A 20,942-nucleotide genomic window follows, 5' to 3' on the forward strand; every position below is an offset into this window, starting at 1 on the left:
ATTTTTGTTTTTATTTTAAAATTACTTATTAGAAGTCAATATGAGCCAGAGAAAATTCTCTGGCTCTAAATTTATAATTTTATTGTCACATTATATAAATAATGGAACTAATACCAATGAAACTATAGACATAAGTTTAACCAAGATATTTAATGATGGCCCAGAAGTATCTTTAAATGGGTCCCCTACTGTATCTCCTACTACTGCTGCTTTATGTCTGTCAGATCCTTTTCCATCTCCACCATAACCTGCTTCTATCTGCTTTTTAGCATTATCCCAAGCTCCACCGGCATTTGCCATCATGATAGCCATTAATATTCCTGTAACAAGTGCTCCTGCCAATAATCCTCCCAAAGCTTCTGGAGACCATAACCCAACAATTACCGGAGCTAATACTGCCAATAATCCTGGTATTACCATTTCCTTCAACGATGATTTTGTAGATATATCTATACACTTTTTATGGTCAGGTTTAGCGGTATAATCCATAATCCCTGGATTCTCTCTAAATTGCCTTCTAACCTCTTCTACCATCTCCATGGCTGCTTTCCCTACTGCCGTCATCGTTAGTGCTGAGAATAAGAATGTAAGCATCCCACCAATGAATAATCCTGCTATTACTTTAGGATTAGTTATATCAATTACCAATGACCTTCCTGATAGAGCCTCTATCGACTGCTTATAGGCTGCAAATAGTGATAATGCCGTAAGTGCTGCTGATCCAATGGCAAAACCCTTTCCTACTGCTGCTGTAGAGTTTCCTACTGCATCTAATCTATCTGTACAAGCTCTTACCTCTTCCGGTAAGTTACACATCTCTGCGATTCCACCTGCATTGTCTGCTACTGGTCCATACGCATCTACTGCTACTACCATACCTGTAGTCGACAACATTCCTACTGCTGCAATGGCTATTCCATAAAGCCCTGCAAAATTAAAGGCTGCTAAAATAGCTATTACTATTACTATTATAGGTGCTACAGTAGATTCCATTCCCACTGCTAACCCCTCGATTATTGCAGTTGCTGGTCCAGTTTTGGCTGCATCTGAAATTCTATTTACTGATTTTTTACCTGTATCAGTATATAAACCTGTGAAATAAGCTATAATTAATCCTGCTACTAATCCAGAAACAATTGCATAAAATACACCCATTGAAATCCCTAGATATTTAACAACACCAAAAGCTCCTATAAGTGCTAACACACCTGAAATCCTAGTTGCATTTTCTAATTTATGATAAACCTCATCCGGGTTATCTGTCTTTACCGTAAATGTTCCGATTATAGATGCTATAATCCCTACAAAAGCTATTAAGATAGGCGCCATTATAAGTGCCAATTTAGGGTCTAACATATAATTTGCTTTTACTAAAAGATTTTCTAAACCAATTCCTGAAATAGTAGCTCCCAGTGCCATAGTGGCTATCATTGAACCTACATATGATTCAAATAAATCGGCTCCCATTCCTGCTACATCTCCTACATTATCTCCCACATTATCTGCGATAGTTGCCGGATTTCTCGGATCATCTTCAGGTATCCCTGCTTCGACCTTTCCTACTAAGTCTGCACCTACATCGGCTGCTTTAGTATAGATTCCTCCACCTACCCTTGCAAATAAGGCAATAGATGATGCTCCCATACCAAACCCTGTTATAATTTCCATGTTTCCATCAAACATTATAGTCAATGCTGAAACACCGATAAGTCCTAAACCTACTACTGCTAACCCCATAACGGCTCCGCCTGCAAAGGCTACATCCAATGCTTTTGACAGACCTCCGTCTCTCGCGGCTATAGCGGTTCTTCCATTAGCTTTCGTAGCTATCCTCATCCCTAAATTTCCGGCAACTGCTGATGTAATTGCTCCCAATATAAAGGTAAGTGCCACATACGGACTTAAAAATACTCCTAATAAAACTGAAACACCTAAAACAAACCATACCAATACCTTGTATTCGGCACATAAAAATGCCATGGCACCCTCTCTGATCGCTTCAGTTATCTCTTCGACCTTAACATCATTAATCTTATATTTATTCACTTTTGTAGCGTAAAAATATGAAGCTATCAATGCTAACAGTCCACCAACTATTCCCAATAACAATAAATTAACCATAATCATTTTCCCCCTATAAATTTTTGTTTCACCTAAGGTGTCTAACGTAATTTAAGTAAGTGATATATAAGTATAATTTCGTTCAGTTTAAGTATAGTTTATATTTTACCTTTTTCAAAATTAATTTTTTTATATTTTAAGGTTATTTTTATTATTGCTTACGTTGTCAAATTAAATGCAACACTTTTCAATTTCACCCCAAAATACTTCTTTTGGGGTTTTCCAATTTAAACACTTCCTTGGTCTATTATTAATTTTGTTTACCGCTTTATAAAATTCACATCTCTTTATCTTACTAAAAATAGTCCCTTTAGGGAAAGTTCTCCTTAATAAACCGTTTGTATTCTCATTTGTTCCTCTCTCCCATGAGTGATAAGGGTTAGCAAAATAAGCTTTAATACCTAATGCTTCCTCTAATTCTTTAAATTTAGAGAATTCTTTCCCGTTATCCGATGTAAATGTTTTTATGTATTCTTTAGGTATATATTTAAAATTCTCTATTGTTGCCTCATTAAAAGTATCTGATTTTCTATTAATCATTAGCTCCGCTACAAGATATCTTGATTTCCTATCAACATAAGTCATCATAGCACCTTTTTTTCCTGCGCCAACGATAGTATCGCTTTCAAAATGACCAATCTCACTTCTATCATTCGCTTCTTCAGACCTTTCTTCTATCATCTTTTTATTAGGGATTTTACCCCTTGTTTCTTTCAATCCTCTAGGCTTTTGTTTGCCTTTTCTAGTTAAAAGGTATTTAGTACTCTCCGTAAGAAAATCAAGATATATTGCTCTATAAATTGTTTTAAATGAAATAGAATATTGGTTGTCTAATTTAGCTCTTCCTGATATTTGTTCTGGACTCCAACCTGATTCTAACTTTTCTTGAATATCTACCAAAAGGATCGAATCTCTTAATTTGTGCTTTCTTCCACAAAGTTGTTTTCTTTTTTTGTATAAAAACTGGGCTTTATTAGGAGTGTACTCACCATCAACTGAATTTCTATTAATTTCTCTATAAATACTAACTCTATTTTTCTTTAATTTAGCTGCAATAAAACTAATTGATTTTTTTTGCGCTAAAAATTTAAATATACTTTCTCTTTCTTCAATGGTAAAATGTTTATGATTCATAAATACTCCTTTAATGTTTGGTCGCACTTACATTATACCAAGGAAATATTTATGAATTTTTTTTGTTGCATTTAATTATACAATTCAAGTTGAAAAATAAAAAAGCCAACCAATTGATCGACTCCTAAATTAATATTTTTAATATTCAGTCCATTTTTTACCTTCCATACTGTAGTCTTTAACTGGAACACCTCCAGAAATATATGGAGCTAGTCCAAAATCTAAAGAATCATTACTAACTGTAATCTCTGTATTTGTTCCTGCAAAATTAGTGTAATATACAGAACCACCATATGATCTTTCTCCATCATCCTCAGTTTTGCTTCCACCTATTCTTAAATAATGCGTACCTGGGTTTGTATATACAGATTGAGCCTTAGAATCTAGTCTATCATATATTTCCTGAGCTGATATTACTATTGCCCCATCACTGGTTGAATCCAACACTATTTTTTCCAATAAAATAACATTTGCCACTGTTCTAGCTGATCCCAACACCGCTATGGCTTTAGAATCCTTTGCCTTAGCTAACTGCTCCCTTAACTTAGGAGCCAGGGTTGTGGCTAATATACCTATTATTGCTATGACTACCAGCAGTTCTATCAGTGTAAACCCTTTTTTTCTCTCTTTCATCTCTCTCCCCCTTACTAGTTTTAATTATAAAACAATTATACTATATTTATTCATCAATTGTTATATTTTTGATATAAAAATAGGTGTAATTATAAATTACACCTACTCAATATATTATTTAACCATATATTTTTTAAATCCATCACTATATACTTCAGACATATCAGCTTTTACTATCATTACCTCTAAATCATCTTTATTATTGACATAATCCATCACATCTTCCATTGGCATAGAGAAGAAAGCTGTCGAATACATATCAGCAAAGAAACCATCTTCTCCGATAACTACTACCATCTTTCTGTCCCTCACAGGATATCCAGTTTTTCTATCTAGCAGATGATGATATTTTTTACCATCTATCTCTACATAGATCTGATAATCCCCGGATACTCCCATGGATTTGTCATCTACTCCTATTATATGGTATACCTTAGAGGGATCTTCCGGGTTTTGTAGCCCAACCTTCCATGATTCCCCTTCTGGCTTTTTATTCAAAGTTTCAATACTGGATATAGCACTTATAAAGGCGTGTTCCACTCCATTTTCAGCCAATATAATCTTAGCTCTATGGATGGCATATCCCTTCAAAAATGATCCTGTATCTATTTCATTTTTAGAAGTTTTCAGTCTTATTTTATTCCCTGTAACTTCTAAATTTTTATAATCTACCATCCTGATAGCTTTTTCCAATTGATCTTTTTTAGGGATCTTTACCCTATCAGATTCGTCGAAAAAACCCCAGACTTTCATCAGTGGAGTTATAGTAATATCATACTTAGTTTTGCTCAAATCATAAGTCTGTTTTACGCCTGAAAACAGATATAAACCTTCACTATCCAATTCAAAAAATTTCCCCGGGTTGTGATTCATCTTATAAATCACACTATCCTCTTTATGAGTATTAAACTTATCATCTATTCTTTCTATCTCCTCAAAAGCCAGCTCTATGGCTTTTTTAGCTTGTGCAGAGTTTTCAGAATAAACTACCATATCTATCATGGTCCCAAAGGCGAATTTTCTTTCTACTATTTTTTTCTTTTCTTTTTTTCCACACCCAATTAGGAGTAACAAGATAAAAATCAATAGAATTTTTTTCATACTATCCCTCTAGATTTCCTCTCACTAACTCTACTTTACCTTCTATAACTTCCTTGCTTGCTATCTCTGCTACAGTATCTTTTTTTCTTACTTTTACTAAAGGAGCTTCTCCAGCTACTATTTGACCATATCTTTTACCTAAAGTCATTGCTAATTTATATTTGTTAGGTACTTTTTCTAATAATTCATCATAAGTTACTTTCTTTTTCATTTTTATTCCTCCAGTATTAGTTAGTTACTTTCTTTTTTTATTATTTCTATCAATTCCAACACAGATTTATCTACAGTTTCATTGATTATCACATGATCATACTCATCTTCAAAAGCCATCTCTTTCAGTGAATTTTTTAGTCTTAACTGGACAGTTTCTTCAGGTTCAGTCCCTCTTCCACGAAGTCTTTCCTCCAATATTTTTTCTGTCGGAGCTTTAAAGAAAACTAAACATGCATCATCAAATCTTTTCTTTATTTGAATTCCACCCTGTACATCTATCTCTAAGACTACATTTTCTCCACGTCCTAACCTAAATTCTGCTTCAGATTTTAATGTCCCGTAATAATTCCCGTGTACATTAGCATACTCTAAAAATTCATCATTTTCTATTCTTTTTTTAAATTCTTCCAAAGTTAAAAAATAATATTCCCTACCATTCTCTTCCCCTTCTCTAGGAGATCTGGTAGTTGCTGATGTAGCTAAATTAATATTTAGGTCTCTGCGAACTTGTTTGCATACTGTTGATTTTCCTGCCCCACTTGGACCGGATACAACAAATAATCTTCCTCTTCCCATATTTATTCTCCTTTAATAGCCCTCATCCCTTTCTCTACAAATAAAAAAACACCAATTATTTAGAGTTCATTTTTCCCTATAAAAATTTATAAGTTAAAATGAATTTTATAATCGTAAAATTTCATGAAAATGTTGAGGGGGTCTAGTATATTTATAGTAAAATAGGCGACTACGTCGCCTATCTTTTAATTTTCTTCTACAGTCTTTATATGTAAATCTTCGTATTCATGGAATCCTGTACCTGCTGGTATTCTCTTACCTATGATTACATTTTCCTTTAATCCTTCTAAGTAATCCTCTTTTCCTGCAATTGCTGCGTTTGAAAGAACCTTAGTAGTTTCTTGGAATGATGCTGCTGAGATGAAACTATCAGTATTTACTGCGGCCTTGGTGATACCTTGGATTACAGATCTATACTCTATCTCTTTCTTACCAGCTTTTCTAAGGATATTATTCTCAAGATCTGCAGTTCTCTTTTCGATAACCTCTTCCTCTAAGAATAATGATCCTCCTGCGTTTAAGATTATTACTTTCTTAAACATCTGCTTAACAATAATCTCGATATGCTTATCGTTTACCGAAACTCCCTGGTCTCTATATACTTGTTGTACAGATTCTAGGATAAATTGCTCAGCTTCTACTAAACCTTTGATCTCAAGTACGTCATGTGGTGAAATAACACCTTCAATCAGCTTGTCTCCGGCTTTTACTATCATTCCATCAGTAACAATTAAATGTTCTCCCATTGGAACTAAGTATTCTTTAACTATGTCAGTATCTTCCATAGATCTTACTAAGATTATTCTCTGACCTTTCTTCTTCTTTCCAGTAATTTCTACCTTACCATCAATTTGAGTTAAGATTGCTTTACCTTTAGGATTTCTAGCCTCGAATAATTCTTGTACTCTTGGAAGACCACCAGTGATGTCTTTTGTTCCTGATGTTTCCGGGATGATCTTAGCTATGATGTCTCCTTCATATACTTTATCTCCCTCTTTCATCAATAAATATGCTCCATATGGAATTACATATTCTGCAACTTTTTCATCCTTAGAGTTAAATATAATAACTCTTGGGTTGACGTCCCCAGTTTCTACTGGTTTGATTGCAAGATATTCTGTAACATCATATTTTTCATCATATATTTCTTTAATGAATAGTTCTCTATATTCAATTCTACCATCTTTTTCAGCGATAATAGGTATATTGTATGGGTCAAATTCTGTTAATGTATCTCCAGTTTTAACTGTTTGTCCTTCCTCTACTCTTAGGATTGAACCAGTTGTTACTGTATATTCATATGTTCCAACGATTATTTTTGAACCTTGAGAAACCACTTGTAATTCATTAGTTTCTTTATTTAATAAAGTTCTAATCTCTTGGAATTCTACAACACCATCATTTTCTGTTTTAATAGTATTTTGAGCGATCGATGTCGATGCAACTCCTCCTGTATGGAAAGTTCTCATTGTAAGCTGTGTACCAGGTTCTCCGATAGATTGGGCTGCGATTACTCCTACAGCTTCTCCTAATAGGATATCTCTATGGTTAGATAAATCTCTACCATAACACTTTCTACAAACTCCCTTTTCAAGAGCACATGTCAACGGAGATCTTATCTTAACTGATCTAACACCTTTATCTACGATAATTTGTGCTATTTCCTCATTCATCATTGTATCTCTAGGGTACAATAATTCATCATTATGATAAAGATCTTCTGCTATTACTCTACCTAAAATTCTTTCATGTAAGAATTCAATGATGTTACCTTCTGAAATCAGGTTGGCAACTTCGATGTTTTCATGAGTTCCACAATCTTCTTCATTTACGATAACTTCATGTGATATATCTACTAATCTTCTTGTTAAGTAACCTGAGTCAGCTGTTCTTAGGGCCGTATCTGCTAGTCCTTTTCTTGCTCCATGTGATGACATGAAGAATTCCATTACTGTCAGTCCTTCTCTAAAGTTGGCTTTGATAGGTACTTCGATGATCTTACCAGTTGTATCAGCCATTAGTCCTCTCATGGCAGCTAGTTGTCTCATCTGTGCGATGGAACCTCTGGCACCTGAGTTGGCCATCATGTTTACTGGGTTAAAGTCGTCTAGACCTTTCATCATGTCTGTAGTTACATCTTCGGTAGCTTGTGACCAGATTGCAACTGTTCTTCTATATCTTTCCTCGTTAATGATTTCTCCATTTTTATAAGCATTGTTAATATCAGCTACGTCTTGGTCAGCTTTTGCTAAGATATCTTTTTTAGTTGCAGGAATTGTCATGTCTTCTATTCCTACAGTTATTCCTGCGAAACATGCATAGTGGAAACCAAAGTCTTTAATATCATTGATTAACTTAGCTGTAAGAGTAAATCCATGAGTTTTAAATAGACCTGTGATCAAGTTTTTCAACTGTTTCTTACCAAATGTTACATCGTATCTCTTTGCATCATGCGGTAATAACGCGTTAAATAAAAGTCTTCCTACAGTTGTAGTTACCATATATCTATCTTCGTCTTCACCCATTCTTACGTTAATAATCGCGTGTGTTTCGATGATATCATTTTGGTAAGCTGTGATTGCCTGGTTCTTATTTGAGAAGTTCATTCCTTCTCCTTTAGCTCCCGGCTTTTCCTTTGTCATATAGAAACAACCCATTACCATATCTTGAGATGGTACAATTATAGGTTCACCATTTGATAGTGCTATGATATTATTTGAAGCCATCATAAGAGTTTTTGCTTCCATGATAGATTCAGGTGATAATACTAAATGTACTGCCATTTGGTCTCCATCGAAGTCGGCATTGAATGCTGAACATGCTAATGGATGTAATCTGATTGCTTTACCTTCAATTAATACTGGTTGGAAAGCCTGGATAGATAATCTATGCAGTGTTGGGGCTCTGTTCAATAATACTGGATGATCAGCGATTACGTCTTCAATTACTTCCCATACACAGTCATCTGCATCTTCTACTAATTTCTTAGCAGTCTTAATAGTTCCGGCGATCTCTCTCTTTACTAATTCTCTCATGATAAATGGCTTATATAATTCCAATGCCATCTTCTTAGGAATTCCACATTCGTGTAATTTTAACGTCGGTCCTACTACGATTACCGATCTTGCTGAGTAGTCCACACGTTTTCCTAGTAAGTTTTGTCTAAATCTTCCTTGCTTACCTTTAAGCATATCTGATAATGACTTTAATTCTCTATTATTTTGAGCTACTACTGGTTTACCTCTTCTACCGTTATCGATAAGGGCATCTACAGCTTCTTGCAGCATTCTTTTTTCATTTTTAACTACGATCTCAGGTGCACCAATATCTAATAACTTCTTTAATCTGTTATTTCTGTTGATTACCCTTCTATATAGATCATTTAAGTCTGAAGTAGCAAATCTTCCACCATCTAATTGTACCATTGGTCTAAGATCAGCAGGAATGATAGGAACACTCTTAAGTATCATCCAAGCAGGACTGTTTTCAGAAGATAATAAGTCTCTTACAACTTTTAATCTCTTAACTAATTTCTTTCTTTTTTGAGCAGAAGTAACCTCTTCAAAATCTTTCTCTAATTCTTGAGATAATTTTTTAAGATCTATTCTTTCCAATAATTTTAAGATACCTTCAGCACCCATCTTAGCTTCAAAAGCTTTTCCATGCTGCTGTCTGTATAACTTATACTCTCTCTCAGTTAATATTTTTCCAACTTCTAAACCAGTATCAGCAGGACTTAATACTAAGTATCTAGCAAAGTAAAGTACCGATTCTAATTCCTTTGGAGATATACCTATTAAAAGAGCCATCTTGTTAGGAGTTCCTTTAGAGTACCAGATATGTGCTACCGGTGCTGCTAATTGAATATGTCCCATTCTTTCTCTTCTTACCTTTGATTTAGTTACTTCAACCCCACACTTTTCACATACAAGGCCTTTGTATCTCATTCTCTTATATTTTCCACAAGCACATTCCCAGTCCTTTGTTGGTCCGAATATTCTTTCACAGAATAAACCATCAAATTCTGGATTTAATGTTCTATAGTTTATTGTTTCTGGTTTTGTTACCTCTCCAAATGACCACTCCTGGATCTTATCTGGAGATGCAAGTTTAATTCTAATTTTTTCGAAGTTTTTTATTCCCATACTATTAAATAGCCTCCTTAATTAAATCTTTTCAAAAATAAGCTTTTTAAGGGCAGGTTTTAGCAGGGAAAGTACACCTTTCCCTGCTATATTCTGTCTTTATATAACCCTATCTATAATTTCAAACTGCTCGTTTGATTAATCTTCTTCTTTTAAGTCTGCCAATGAGAATTCAGTGATGATTTCCTCTTTTGCTAAGTCACTTGAAACGTCTATTACGTCACCTTCAGTATCAAATAATTCAATATCCAATGCTAATGCTTGGAATTCCTTTAATAATACTTTAAATGATTCTGGTAAACTTGCTTCTGGCATCTCTTCACCTTTAACGATGGCTTCATAGGTCTTAGTTCTACCCATAACGTCATCTGATTTCACTGTTAACATCTCTTGTAAGATGCTAGAAGCTCCATATGCTTCAAGTGCCCAAACTTCCATCTCTCCTAATCTTTGTCCACCAAATTGTGCTTTTCCACCTAGTGGCTGCTGAGTTACTAATGAGTATGGTCCGATTGCTCTAGCATGCATCTTATCTTCAACTAAATGATGAAGTTTAAGGATATACATACGTCCTACAGTTACAGGATTATCAAATGGTTGTCCTGTTCTACCGTCTATTAAGTTTACCTTACCAGATCTATCGAATCCAGCTTCTTCCAGGTAGTTCTTTATAGTTGCCTCATGGCCACCAGACTCTTTATCTCCACTATCAAATACTGGAGTTTCGATGTATACACCGTCGTCTCCGTCTTCATCTTTCATAAATCCAAGAGCTAGTCCTAAATGTACCTCTAGTACTTGCCCGATATTCATCCGTGATGGTACCCCTAGTGGGTTAAGTACGATATCAACATGTGTCCCATCCTCTAAAAATGGCATATCTTCTGCAGGTAATACTCTTGAGATTACCCCTTTATTTCCATGACGTCCAGAGATCTTATCTCCTACGTTTATCTTTCTCTTTTCAGCGATAAATATTCTGATAGATCTATTGATACCAGCTTTTAATTCATCTCCATTTTCTCTAGCTAATTCTAAGATTTCTACTACTGTACCTTTAGAACCGTGAGGCATCTTAAGTGATGTGTCTCTTACGTCTCTGGCTTTTTCACCAAAGATAGCTCTCAATAATTTTTCCTCTGCAGGTGGTTCAGTCTCTCCCTTTGGAGTAGTCTTCCCTACCAGGATATCTCCTGGTCCCACTTTTGCTCCGACTCTTATGATTCCTCTTTCATCTAAGTTTCTAAGAGCTTCTTCTCCTACATTAGGGATCTCTCTAGTTATCTCTTCATCTCCTAACTTAGTAGATCTAGAATCTACTTCATACTCTTCTATATGAAGTGAAGTAAATACATCTTCCTTTCTAAGTCTGTCAGATATCAAGATTCCATCCTCGAAGTTATATCCTTCCCAAGGCATGAATGCCATTAAGATATTTCTTCCAAGTGCTAAATCTCCACCTTTTGTAGATGGTCCATCTGCTAAGATAGTTCCTACTTCTACTTTTTGACCCATGTTTACTAATGGTGTTTGGTGTAAACACATAGCTTGGTTAGATCTTTCAAAGTTTAACATCTTATATACATGATCTTTAGTTCCATTTTTAGTTTTTTCAGTTATGATTATCTTGCTGGCATCTAAAGTAGTTACCTCTCCTGTAGTTTTAGAAACAACAACGGCTCCTGAATCTACTGCTACCTTTCTCTCAAGACCAGTTCCAACGAATGGAGCTTCTCCTCTAAGTAAAGGTACTGCTTGTCTTTGCATGTTTGATCCCATTAATGCTCTATTGGCGTCATCATGCTCTAAGAATGGAATTAATCCAGCTGATACAGATACTACTTGTTTAGGTGATACATCTAAGTAATCTATCTTCTTACCGTCTACCCATACAACTTCATGTCCAAATCTACATAATCCATCACCAGTGATTTCATGTGTTTCTTCATCCATTACAGTGTCGGCTTGGGCAATAAATAATCCCTCTTCCTCATCTGCTGCTAAATATCTGATATCTTCAAAATCAGCTACTCCATCAGTTACTTTTACATATGGAGTTTCCATAAATCCATACTTATTTACTCTGGCATAAGTTGCTAAAGATCCTATAAGTCCGATGTTTGGTCCCTCTGGAGTTTCTATTGGACAAACTCTTCCATAATGTGAGTCATGTACGTCTCTAACCTCGAATCCTGCTCTTTCTCTAGAAAGTCCTCCAGGTCCTAATGCAGATATTCTTCTCTTATGAGTTAATTCTGCTAGTGGATTAGATTGGTCCATGAATTGTGATAATTGACCTGATCCGAAGAAATCTAAGATAAGTGCATTAAGTGGTCTAGTATTCAATAATGATTGCGGTGTAAGTGCAGATGCATCTTGTACAGTCATTTTTTCCTTTACCATCTTGTTCATCTTAGCTAATCCTGATCTGATTTGCATATGAAGTAGTTCTCCTACCCCTCTTACCCTTCTGTTAGAAAGGTTGTCTATATCATCTGTATGTCCATCTCCACCATATAACCCTATTGCATATTTGATAGTAGCCATTACATCTTCCTTAGTTAATACAACTATGTCCTCTGCAACATCTAATTTTAATCTTTTATTCATCTTGTATCTACCAACTGAAGCAAAGTCATATCTTTGCGGGTTGAAGAACATTTGTCTGATAAGAGATCTAGCTGAATCTACAGTTACCATATCTCCCGGTCTTAGTTTCTTAAATACTTCCATTACAGCGTCATCTGAATTTTCAGTTGTATCATCTAATAATGAATTAGCTAATACCTTATCTTCAGGTTTAACTTCCCAGTAAGTAAGAGTTTCTAATTTTTCATCTATGATCTTTTCTACTGACATTTCATCTATAACACTCTCTGCTTCTAAGATGATCTCTCCAGTTTCTTCATCATAAACGTCTTCCTTTATGAAACTTCCCTCTATTCTAGTTCTAAGAACAGATAATAATTCGTCTCTGTTAGAGTACTTTTCATAGTATTCTGTAAGATCTTTTACTCTAGTTTCTAATAGATCTTCCATTATCTCTGTATTAGTCTCGTAGAAGTCTACTGCCTTTAAAAATACAGGTGCTAATACTTTTTTCTTTCTGTCTATTTTTACATTTAAGTAATCATTTTTATCAGTTTCAAATTCTAACCAAGTTCCCTTGTATGGAATGATCTTACCAGTGAACATATCTTTAGCTGTCTGGATATTTACTTCCTTAGTAAAAGATACACCTGGTGATCTGTGTAGTTGTGAAACTACTACTCTTTCTGCACCATTTATTATGAATGTAGCATGTTCAGTCATTCTAGGGATTTCTCCAAAGTAAACTAAGCTCTCTTGTATTTCGTTCCCTGCTTTTTTATTTTCTAATCTAAGTCTAACTTTTAAAGAAGATGAAAAAGTCTTTCCTCTTTTTTTACATTCTAATTCGTCATTTAATGGAGGTTCATTTTCATGTAACTCATACCCTACATAATCTAATTTAATGTCACCATTAGAAGATTCTATTGGAAATATCTCCTTAAAGGCCGACTCTAATCCCTTGTTCTCTCTTGAAGTAGGATCTTTTTTAGCCTGTAAAAAGTCCTCATACGAGTTTAATTGGAATTCTAAGAAATGAGGCATTGTACCTCTCTCTTTTATCCTTCCAAAACTAGTTCTTTTAATAAGCTTTGTCATCAATTCACGCTCCTTATCTTTATATCATTGAAAATTAATAGTTAATATCTTAGGCCGATTCCCATCATTACCCAATATATGAACTATTAATCTTTGATAAATTTATTTTATATTTTGCTTACTTTTTCAATGATTAAATAGGGCACTCTAAGCTAAAAGAGTGCCCTATTTTATTCAATTAGTCAATTTTGAACTTAGAGAGCTAATTACTTAACTTCTACTTCTGCTCCAGCTGCTTCTAATTTAGCTGCAACTTCAGTTGCTTCGTCTTTAGAAACTCCTTCTTTAACTTTTGCTCCAGCTTCTTCAGCCATTGCTTTTGCTTCTTTAAGACCTAATCCAGTGATAGCTCTTAATTCTTTGATTACAGCTATTTTCTTAGCTCCTGCTGATTTGATGATTACATCAAATTCAGTTTTTTCTTCTGCTGCTTCTCCTGCTGCTCCTGCTACTGCAACTGGTGCTGCTGCTGTTACTCCAAAGTGATTTTCTAATGCTTCAACTACTTCTTTTAATTCTAATACAGTCATTGCTTCTAAATCAGCGATGAAAGTTTCTTGGTTAAATGCCATTTTTATGTTCCTCCTAATTTTTATTTGGTAAGCTCGTGGCTATACCTTAATATTCTTAATTTATTTTGATCTAATGATCATATTTTAAAGCAGAGAATTACGCCTCTTCTTTTTGATCAGCGATAGCTACGATACCGTATGCTAACTTTCTGATTGGTCCTAACATTCCATTTAATACCATAGATAGTAATGCTTCTCTTGATGGTAAAGTTGCTAATGCTTCTATTTCAGAAATCTCAACTCTTTTCCCTTCAGAGTAACCACCTTTGATGTTAAATAAATCTTTTTTCCCTTTACCAAATTCGTAAACCACTTTAGCTGGTGCTACTGCATCTTCATATCCAAATGCAAATGCTGTAGTTCCTTCTAAAAGATCGTCAAATGAGTCAGCTACACCTGCTTCAGTTAAAGCTATTTTGAATAATCTATTCTTAGCTACTAAGTATTCAGATCCAGTTTCTCTTAATTGTTTCTTGATCTCAGTATCATCTTTTGCGTTGATACCTTGATAATCCACAAGTACGATTGTTTTAGCGTCTTTGATTTTTTGAGCTAATTCTGCTACTACTAATTTTTTCGCTTCAGTTGCCATTCTTCTAGTCACCTCCTCTTTAAATTAAAATGATCTCTGACTAAAGGTTTAGTTAAAGACAGAGATCATTTCTGATAGGTGAGGTTATAAGCTTTGTATTCAAAACTGTATAAACCTCGGTAGGATTTACGGTTTACACCACCTACTGTCTTTAGTTCAATTTATAGTTTAAAAAAAGTTAAACTTTAATTAATTAAGCTTCTAAATATTTAGAAACTAGGATAGGATCAATTTTGATTCCAGGTCCCATAGTTAATGATAAAGCTACAGTTCTAAGGTATTGACCTTTAGCTGCTGATGGCTTTAATCTGTTGATTTCTGCCATGAATGCCTTGAAGTTATCTTCAATTTGCTCATCTGTGAAATCTACTTTTCCAATTCCTACATGAATAGATCCTAATTTATCTACTCTGAATGCAAGTTTTCCTCTTTTGAATTCAGATACTGCTTGCTCTACGTTAGTAGTTACAGTTCCTGATTTAGGATTAGGCATTAAACCTTTAGTTCCTAAAGTTCTACCTAATTTTCCTAACTTAGGCATCATGTCTGGTGTAGCGATTACTACATCAAAATCAAACCAACCTTTTTGGATTTGCTCGATATATTCTTCTGCTCCTGCATAGTCTGCTCCTGCATCTAATGCTTTTTGCATGTTTTCACCTTGAGTGATTACTAATACTTTAGTTGTTTTACCAGAACCATGAGGTAATACTACAGTTCCTCTTACTTGTTGGTCAGCATGTCTAGGATCTACTCCTAATCTTAATGCAACTTCAACAGTTTCTACGAAGTTTGCAGTTTTAGTTTTTGCAACTAATTCTAATGCTTCTTTAACTTCATATAATTTACCAGTCTCTACTAATTTAGCAGCTTCTACGTATTTTTTAGCTTTCTTATTTGCCATTATTACTTTTCCTCCTTATGTGGCTTAAGCGAACTCTCGTCCTACCACTTAATTATCAACAATGTGATATATATTGAAATTTAAAATATCGAATTAAAATTAACCTTCTATTTTGATTCCCATTGATCTTGCAGATCCTGCAATGATACTCATAGCTGCTTCTAATGATCCAGCGTTTAAGTCTGCCATCTTAGTTTCAGCAATCTCTTGAACTTGTGCACTAGTTACTGTTCCAGCAACTTCAGTCTTTGAATTTCCAGCTGCTGATTTGATTCCAGCTGCTTTCTTTAATAAGTCTGATGCAGGTGGAGTTTTTAATACGAATGTGAAAGATCTGTCAGAATAAACTTTGATCTCCACTGGTATTATGAATCCAGCCTTATCTTGAGTTTTTGAGTTGAATGCTTTACAGAATTCCATAATGTTTACACCATGTTGACCTAATGCCGGTCCAACTGGTGGTGCTGGGTTTGCTTTCCCTGCTTGTAATTGTAATTTAATTAATCCGATTACGTCTTTTGCCATTTTTTGCTACCTCCATAATTTCCTTGTGGTTTTAATGATTTACTCTCCCACCTTTGAAAAGATCTAGTTATTCTATTAAGACAATACTTTCTTAACTTCATTAACCCCAATCTCTACAGGAGTCATTCTACCAAACATATCTATCATTATTTTTACTTTTCCATGTTCCAAGTCAATACTATTAACTTCTCCAACACTTCCAACAAAACCGCCTTCAAGCAGTTCTACCATATCCCCAATTTCGAAATCTAATATAATCTCTTCCTTAGGTTCAGGCTTTTCTTCTCCCTCTTCTCCTAAGAATCTAAGGATAGTTACTACTTCCTCATCTTCCATAGGGATAGGATCAGATCCAATACCAACAAATCCTGTAACACCGTTAGTGTTTCTGATTACATACCATGCATCAGAATCAACACTATACCATATACCGTCATTTGTCTCTTCTCTAACTGCTTCCATTTCTATCATTACGTAACCTGGAAATAATTTTCTGAAAACGATTTTTTCTTTACCGTTTTTAACTTCTTTTATTTCTTCTTCAGGAACCACAATTCTAAAAACTTTATCTGTTAATTCAAGTGTCTGAATTCTTTTTTCTAAGTCAGCTTTTACTTTCTTTTCATAACTGGAATATGTATGAATCATATACCATTTTTTTTCTATTGTTCTTTCCATAAATTACCCTCCAAAAAAGGTACCTATCATCCTAAGTATCCTCGAAGCTATCACGTCAAAAGCACCTACATAGACACTCACCGCGACACTCATAGCTGCAACAAGTAATGTTGACTTAACAGTTTCATCTTTGTTAGGCCATACAACTTTCTTATATTCAGTCTTAACGTTCTGTAACAAAGTATTCATATTAACCACCTTAAAGTATAAAATGGCAGTCCAGTAGGGACTCGAACCCTAAACCCACGGTTTTGGAGACCGTTACTCTACCAATTGAGCCACTGAACTGCATGTTGTTAAGCTATGTATTTCCAAGAATTACTTCTTAGTTTCTTTATGCATAGTTACTTTTTTGTCCCACTTACAGTATTTTTTTAATTCAATTCTACCATCCGTGTTTTTTTTGTTTTTAGAAGTACTGTAGTTTCTTCTCTTACATTCTGTACATTCCATTAAAATGTTTACTCTCATTTCTTTACACCTCCACTCATCATATCGGAATTGCTATCCTCCCACAACTTAATTGTGGTGCATGAGCCAAAAATTCGCTCACAAACATAGATAATGATATCATACATAATACAAAAAGTCAATAATTTTCAAAGTTTTTTTATATCTTTTTTGTATTATTTTTATGACCTTAAACTCCCCCTTGAAAACCCACGTTTCCTCGTGGTTTCTTATATGTTTTTAGCCTTAAAAATTAAAAGAACCCTTGAAAACATCAAGGGTTCGGAGAGAGTTATGAAAAAGTTACTACTTTTCATGTACACATATTACCACTGTTATCTTAGAACATCCTTAGAAAAAAATTAGTTTACTGTTAATTTTTTTCTTACCAGAAATTATACCCTAAAGTCAGCGACACCATCTCTACATTATCTTTTCCACTGGGATTATTTTTCACTTCAGAGATTGAGTAAAGAAGTTCTCCCTGGAAGGAATCCAAGAATTCTACTCCTACTCCTACAGCTCCGTAGGCGCCTCCGTCAGCTTCAGATTTCCCATGGTAATCTGTACTATCATTTACCACAAAGTTTTTCCCTAGTCTAGCCACTACATAGGGCTTTACAGCTACCGGTATGATATTAAATTTCGCAAATACATATACAGGAGCCAGATCATATCCAATATTTTTTTGATCAGAATTATCATCATATTTTAAGTTTCCATTATAAGCCACACCTGCTCCCAGGTCTACAAAACCTAAGAATCCCTGACTAAGTTCCAACCCGGCATTATAGCCCGGATCTTCCATCTGTTTACTTCCTGTACCTTGAATAACCCCACCTTTTACCCATATGTCTAAAGCCAGAGCATTTAACGACATTGCAGTAAACATCAACACAACTAAAATTCTCTTCATAACTAATTCCTCCTTTTTTTATTTTACTACTATATTCACTATTCTTCCTGGAACGACTATCTTTTTAACTATAGTTTTCCCCTCTGTAAACTTAATCACATTAGGAGCCGCTAAAGCTAAAGCTTCTAATTCTTCCTTTGTAATAGTTCTAGAAACATCCAAAGTTGCTCTCAGTTTACCATTCACCTGAACACCGATCTGTACATCATCAGAGATAGTCAGTTCTTCCACATGAGTAGGCCAAGCCATCTCAAACAGGTGACCTGTTTCTCCTAATTCTGCCCATAATTCATCGGTAATATGAGGAGCAAATGGCGATAACATGATTATCATAGTTCTTACAGTTTCTGTAAATACCTTTTTAGATTCACTGGTTGTTTCTCCATTATCTAATATATTCGCTTTAAAATCCTGTAACTCATTTATAAGTTCCATATTAGCCGCAATAGAGGTATTGAAGTGATAGTTATCCTCGATAGATGCAGTTACTTTTTTAATCGTCTGGTGTAACTTCATAATCACATTTTTATCGGCTTTAGAAACTTTCTCTAAATCTATACTTCCAGTTTCAAAATATCCTTTATTTTCCACAACCATTCTCCAGACTCTATTTAAGAATCTAGATGATCCAGCTAATCCATTTTCATTCCACTCTAACTCTTTTTCCGGTGGTGCAGCAAACATTGTAAATAATCTGGCAGCATCTGCTCCATATTCATTAATTATATGTAACGGATCTACCCCATTATTTTTAGATTTAGACATCTTTTCTACCTTAACAACTAACTCTTCACCTGTAGTTTTAGAATAAAATTTTTCATCCTTTGTCTCAGTTTCGTTCGGGAATAGATATGTTCCTGTACTCTTTTCATAGTATGACGGTCCCAATACCATTCCTTGAGTCAATAATCTCTTAAAAGGCTCATCCGTAGATAATAATCCCATATCTCTAAGAACTTTATGGAAGAATCTAGAATACAACAGATGCATTACAGCATGTTCTACTCCTCCAATATATTGATCTACAGGAGACCAGCTGTCAGCTATATTTTTATCGATTGGTAGATCTGTATTTTTTGGATCACAATATCTTAAGTAATACCAAGATGAATCTACAAAGGTATCCATTGTGTCAGTTTCTCTTTTGGCAGCTCCTCCACACGTTGGACAAGTTGCATTTTTAAATTCTTCTGAAGTTTCCAATGGATTTCCATTTCCTGAGAATTTAATATCCATAGGCAGTTTAACAGGCAGATTTTCATCTGATTCCATTACTATTCCACATTTATCGCAGTATATAGCCGGAATAGGAGTTCCCCAATATCTTTGTCTGGATACTCCCCAATCTTTTAACCTGTATTTTACTGTTCTTTCTCCAAATCCTAGCTCCTCTACATGTTCCGCTACTTTAGTCAGTGCTTCTTTAGAAGGTATACCATCAAATTTATCAGAATTTGTCATTATCCCTTTCCCAACAAATGCATCTTCCATCTCTTTTACATCTATTTTTATCTCTTTTTTAGTTTTCTTCTCTATTGGGTTTATTACCACTTTCATAGGAAGATCATATTTCTTCGCAAAGGCAAAGTCTCTTTCATCATGAGCAGGTACAGCCATAACAGCTCCCGTTCCATAGTTCATAAGTACATAATCCGCTATCCAAAGTTCCACTTTCTCACCATTTATTGGGTTGATCAGGTATCTTCCTGTAAACACTCCATTCTTTTCTTTCCCTTCTGCAGTTCTAGCTATCATATCTTCATTTTTCATAGCTTCTACCGTATCTTTGATCTCAGGTTTTTCAGCCAAAATCTCTGCTACCATCGGATGTTCCGGAGCTATTACACAATATGTTACACCATATAAAGTATCTATCCTAGTGGTAAACATCGGTAATTTCTCCTCAGATCCTTCTAAATTAAAAGATATCTCAGTACCAAAAGATTTTCCTATCCAGTTTTTCTGCATAGTAATTACCTTTTCCGGCCACCCTTCTTTTATCTCTTGGTGTCCCTTTAATAATTCATCTGCATATTTAGTTATCTTAAAGAACCACTGTGTTAAATCTTTTTGAATTACATCTGTGTCTCCATGTCTCCAGCACTTACCATCTTCTACCTGTTCATTGGCTAATACCGTATCACACTTCGGACACCAGTTAACTGTAGATTTTTTTCTATAAACCAAATCATTTTCATACATCTTTTTAAAGATCCATTGATTCCACTTATAATAATCCGGCTTATAAGAAGCTATCTCCCTATCCCAGTCATACGAAAGTCCTAACATCTTTAACTGGTCCTTCATATATTCTATATTCTTTACCGTCCATTCAGCTGGATGTGCACCATTTTGAATAGCTGCATTTTCTGCAGGCAGCCCAAACGAATCCCATCCCATTGGATGAAGGACGTTATAACCTTTCATTGTTTTATATCTGGCGATTACATCACCTATAGTATAATTTCTTACATGTCCCATATGCAGTTTCCCTGATGGGAACGGCAACATCTCTAACACATAATAATTTTCTTTTCCCTCAACTTTATTCTTTGTTTCAAATATTTTTTTCCCGTCCCATGTTTTTTGCAAGTTCTTTTCAATTTCATTAAACATATATTCTCTCATCTACTACGCTCCTACTCTATATTTATTATATTTTTTATTTATATCACAAAGGATTAAGGTAGGTATA

At 34.8% G+C, this 20,942-nt stretch carries 17 protein-coding genes, 1 tRNA gene and 1 other annotated feature; all 18 genes read right to left on the minus strand.

The annotated features are described in order from the left end of the window. Positions 1-90 precede the first annotated feature (90 nt). Positions 91-2,127: a sodium-translocating pyrophosphatase gene (locus NRK67_06565; GenBank protein UUV19162.1), complete on the minus strand. Its 2,037-nt coding sequence runs from the start codon at positions 2,125-2,127 to the stop codon at positions 91-93. Between the two features lie 165 nt (positions 2,128-2,292). Next, positions 2,293-3,255, minus strand: coding sequence for an IS30 family transposase (locus tag NRK67_06570; protein UUV19163.1), 963 nt, complete (start codon positions 3,253-3,255; stop codon positions 2,293-2,295). A 138-nt stretch (positions 3,256-3,393) separates the two neighbouring features. Continuing rightward, entirely contained in the window at positions 3,394-3,888 is a 495-nt protein-coding gene (locus NRK67_06575; protein ID UUV19164.1) for a type II secretion system GspH family protein, read from the minus strand. 114 nt (positions 3,889-4,002) lie between these two features. Next, on the minus strand, positions 4,003-4,989 hold the full coding sequence (locus NRK67_06580) for an FAD:protein FMN transferase (GenBank protein UUV19165.1): 987 nt from the start codon (positions 4,987-4,989) through the stop codon (positions 4,003-4,005). A 1-nt stretch (position 4,990) separates the two neighbouring features. After that, entirely contained in the window at positions 4,991-5,200 is a 210-nt protein-coding gene (gene rpoZ, locus NRK67_06585) for a DNA-directed RNA polymerase subunit omega (protein ID UUV19166.1), read from the minus strand. A 20-nt stretch (positions 5,201-5,220) separates the two neighbouring features. After that, positions 5,221-5,778, minus strand: a complete 558-nt coding sequence (gene gmk, locus NRK67_06590; GenBank protein UUV19167.1) for a guanylate kinase — start codon at positions 5,776-5,778, stop codon at positions 5,221-5,223. A 185-nt stretch (positions 5,779-5,963) separates the two neighbouring features. Continuing rightward, positions 5,964-9,923, minus strand: a complete 3,960-nt coding sequence (rpoC, locus tag NRK67_06595; GenBank protein UUV19168.1) for a DNA-directed RNA polymerase subunit beta' — start codon at positions 9,921-9,923, stop codon at positions 5,964-5,966. A 138-nt stretch (positions 9,924-10,061) separates the two neighbouring features. Then, positions 10,062-13,610: a DNA-directed RNA polymerase subunit beta gene (gene rpoB / locus NRK67_06600; GenBank protein UUV19169.1), complete on the minus strand. Its 3,549-nt coding sequence runs from the start codon at positions 13,608-13,610 to the stop codon at positions 10,062-10,064. Between the two features lie 206 nt (positions 13,611-13,816). Then, positions 13,817-14,182 (minus strand): 50S ribosomal protein L7/L12, encoded by a 366-nt coding sequence (rplL, locus tag NRK67_06605; GenBank protein UUV19170.1) that lies wholly within the window; start codon positions 14,180-14,182, stop codon positions 13,817-13,819. A gap of 97 nt (positions 14,183-14,279) precedes the next feature. Beyond that, positions 14,280-14,774 (minus strand): 50S ribosomal protein L10, encoded by a 495-nt coding sequence (gene rplJ / locus NRK67_06610; protein UUV19171.1) that lies wholly within the window; start codon positions 14,772-14,774, stop codon positions 14,280-14,282. A 16-nt stretch (positions 14,775-14,790) separates the two neighbouring features. Next, positions 14,791-14,947 (minus strand) — a sequence feature (ribosomal protein L10 leader region). Positions 14,948-14,967: 20 nt separating this feature from the next. Continuing rightward, on the minus strand, positions 14,968-15,678 hold the full coding sequence (gene rplA, locus NRK67_06615; GenBank protein UUV19172.1) for a 50S ribosomal protein L1: 711 nt from the start codon (positions 15,676-15,678) through the stop codon (positions 14,968-14,970). Between the two features lie 99 nt (positions 15,679-15,777). Continuing rightward, a complete protein-coding gene (gene rplK / locus NRK67_06620) occupies positions 15,778-16,203 on the minus strand; it encodes a 50S ribosomal protein L11 (GenBank protein ID UUV19173.1) in 426 nt (141 codons plus the stop codon). A gap of 75 nt (positions 16,204-16,278) precedes the next feature. Next, positions 16,279-16,881 carry a transcription termination/antitermination protein NusG gene (gene nusG / locus NRK67_06625; GenBank protein ID UUV19174.1) on the minus strand — a complete coding sequence of 201 codons (603 nt, stop codon included), beginning with the start codon at positions 16,879-16,881 and terminating at the stop codon, positions 16,279-16,281. Positions 16,882-16,884: 3 nt separating this feature from the next. Then, positions 16,885-17,070, minus strand: coding sequence for a preprotein translocase subunit SecE (secE, locus tag NRK67_06630; protein UUV19175.1), 186 nt, complete (start codon positions 17,068-17,070; stop codon positions 16,885-16,887). A 23-nt stretch (positions 17,071-17,093) separates the two neighbouring features. Next, positions 17,094-17,169, minus strand: a tRNA-Trp gene (locus tag NRK67_06635). Between the two features lie 30 nt (positions 17,170-17,199). Beyond that, complete coding sequence (gene rpmG, locus NRK67_06640; GenBank protein UUV19176.1) at positions 17,200-17,352, minus strand: 50S ribosomal protein L33; 153 nt, start codon at positions 17,350-17,352, stop codon at positions 17,200-17,202. Between the two features lie 364 nt (positions 17,353-17,716). Next, a complete protein-coding gene (locus NRK67_06645; GenBank protein ID UUV19177.1) occupies positions 17,717-18,247 on the minus strand; it encodes an outer membrane beta-barrel protein in 531 nt (176 codons plus the stop codon). 18 nt (positions 18,248-18,265) lie between these two features. Further along, entirely contained in the window at positions 18,266-20,875 is a 2,610-nt protein-coding gene (gene leuS / locus NRK67_06650; protein UUV19178.1) for a leucine--tRNA ligase, read from the minus strand. Between the last annotated feature and the right edge of the window lie 67 nt (positions 20,876-20,942).

The sequence above is a fragment of the Fusobacteria bacterium ZRK30 genome (assembly GCA_024628785.1).
Lineage (GTDB): Bacteria > Fusobacteriota > Fusobacteriia > Fusobacteriales > Fusobacteriaceae > Psychrilyobacter.

Coding starts and splice junctions, on each gene's coding strand:
- NRK67_06565 (UUV19162.1), bottom strand. CDS start 2,127: ATGATTATGGTTAATTTATTGTTATTGGGAATAGTTGGTGGACTGTTA.
- NRK67_06570 (UUV19163.1), bottom strand. CDS start 3,255: ATGAATCATAAACATTTTACCATTGAAGAAAGAGAAAGTATATTTAAA.
- NRK67_06575 (UUV19164.1), bottom strand. CDS start 3,888: ATGAAAGAGAGAAAAAAAGGGTTTACACTGATAGAACTGCTGGTAGTC.
- NRK67_06580 (UUV19165.1), bottom strand. CDS start 4,989: ATGAAAAAAATTCTATTGATTTTTATCTTGTTACTCCTAATTGGGTGT.
- rpoZ (UUV19166.1), bottom strand. CDS start 5,200: ATGAAAAAGAAAGTAACTTATGATGAATTATTAGAAAAAGTACCTAAC.
- gmk (UUV19167.1), bottom strand. CDS start 5,778: ATGGGAAGAGGAAGATTATTTGTTGTATCCGGTCCAAGTGGGGCAGGA.
- rpoC (UUV19168.1), bottom strand. CDS start 9,923: ATGGGAATAAAAAACTTCGAAAAAATTAGAATTAAACTTGCATCTCCA.
- rpoB (UUV19169.1), bottom strand. CDS start 13,610: ATGACAAAGCTTATTAAAAGAACTAGTTTTGGAAGGATAAAAGAGAGA.
- rplL (UUV19170.1), bottom strand. CDS start 14,182: ATGGCATTTAACCAAGAAACTTTCATCGCTGATTTAGAAGCAATGACT.
- rplJ (UUV19171.1), bottom strand. CDS start 14,774: ATGGCAACTGAAGCGAAAAAATTAGTAGTAGCAGAATTAGCTCAAAAA.
- rplA (UUV19172.1), bottom strand. CDS start 15,678: ATGGCAAATAAGAAAGCTAAAAAATACGTAGAAGCTGCTAAATTAGTA.
- rplK (UUV19173.1), bottom strand. CDS start 16,203: ATGGCAAAAGACGTAATCGGATTAATTAAATTACAATTACAAGCAGGG.
- nusG (UUV19174.1), bottom strand. CDS start 16,881: ATGGAAAGAACAATAGAAAAAAAATGGTATATGATTCATACATATTCC.
- secE (UUV19175.1), bottom strand. CDS start 17,070: ATGAATACTTTGTTACAGAACGTTAAGACTGAATATAAGAAAGTTGTA.
- rpmG (UUV19176.1), bottom strand. CDS start 17,352: ATGAGAGTAAACATTTTAATGGAATGTACAGAATGTAAGAGAAGAAAC.
- NRK67_06645 (UUV19177.1), bottom strand. CDS start 18,247: ATGAAGAGAATTTTAGTTGTGTTGATGTTTACTGCAATGTCGTTAAAT.
- leuS (UUV19178.1), bottom strand. CDS start 20,875: ATGAGAGAATATATGTTTAATGAAATTGAAAAGAACTTGCAAAAAACA.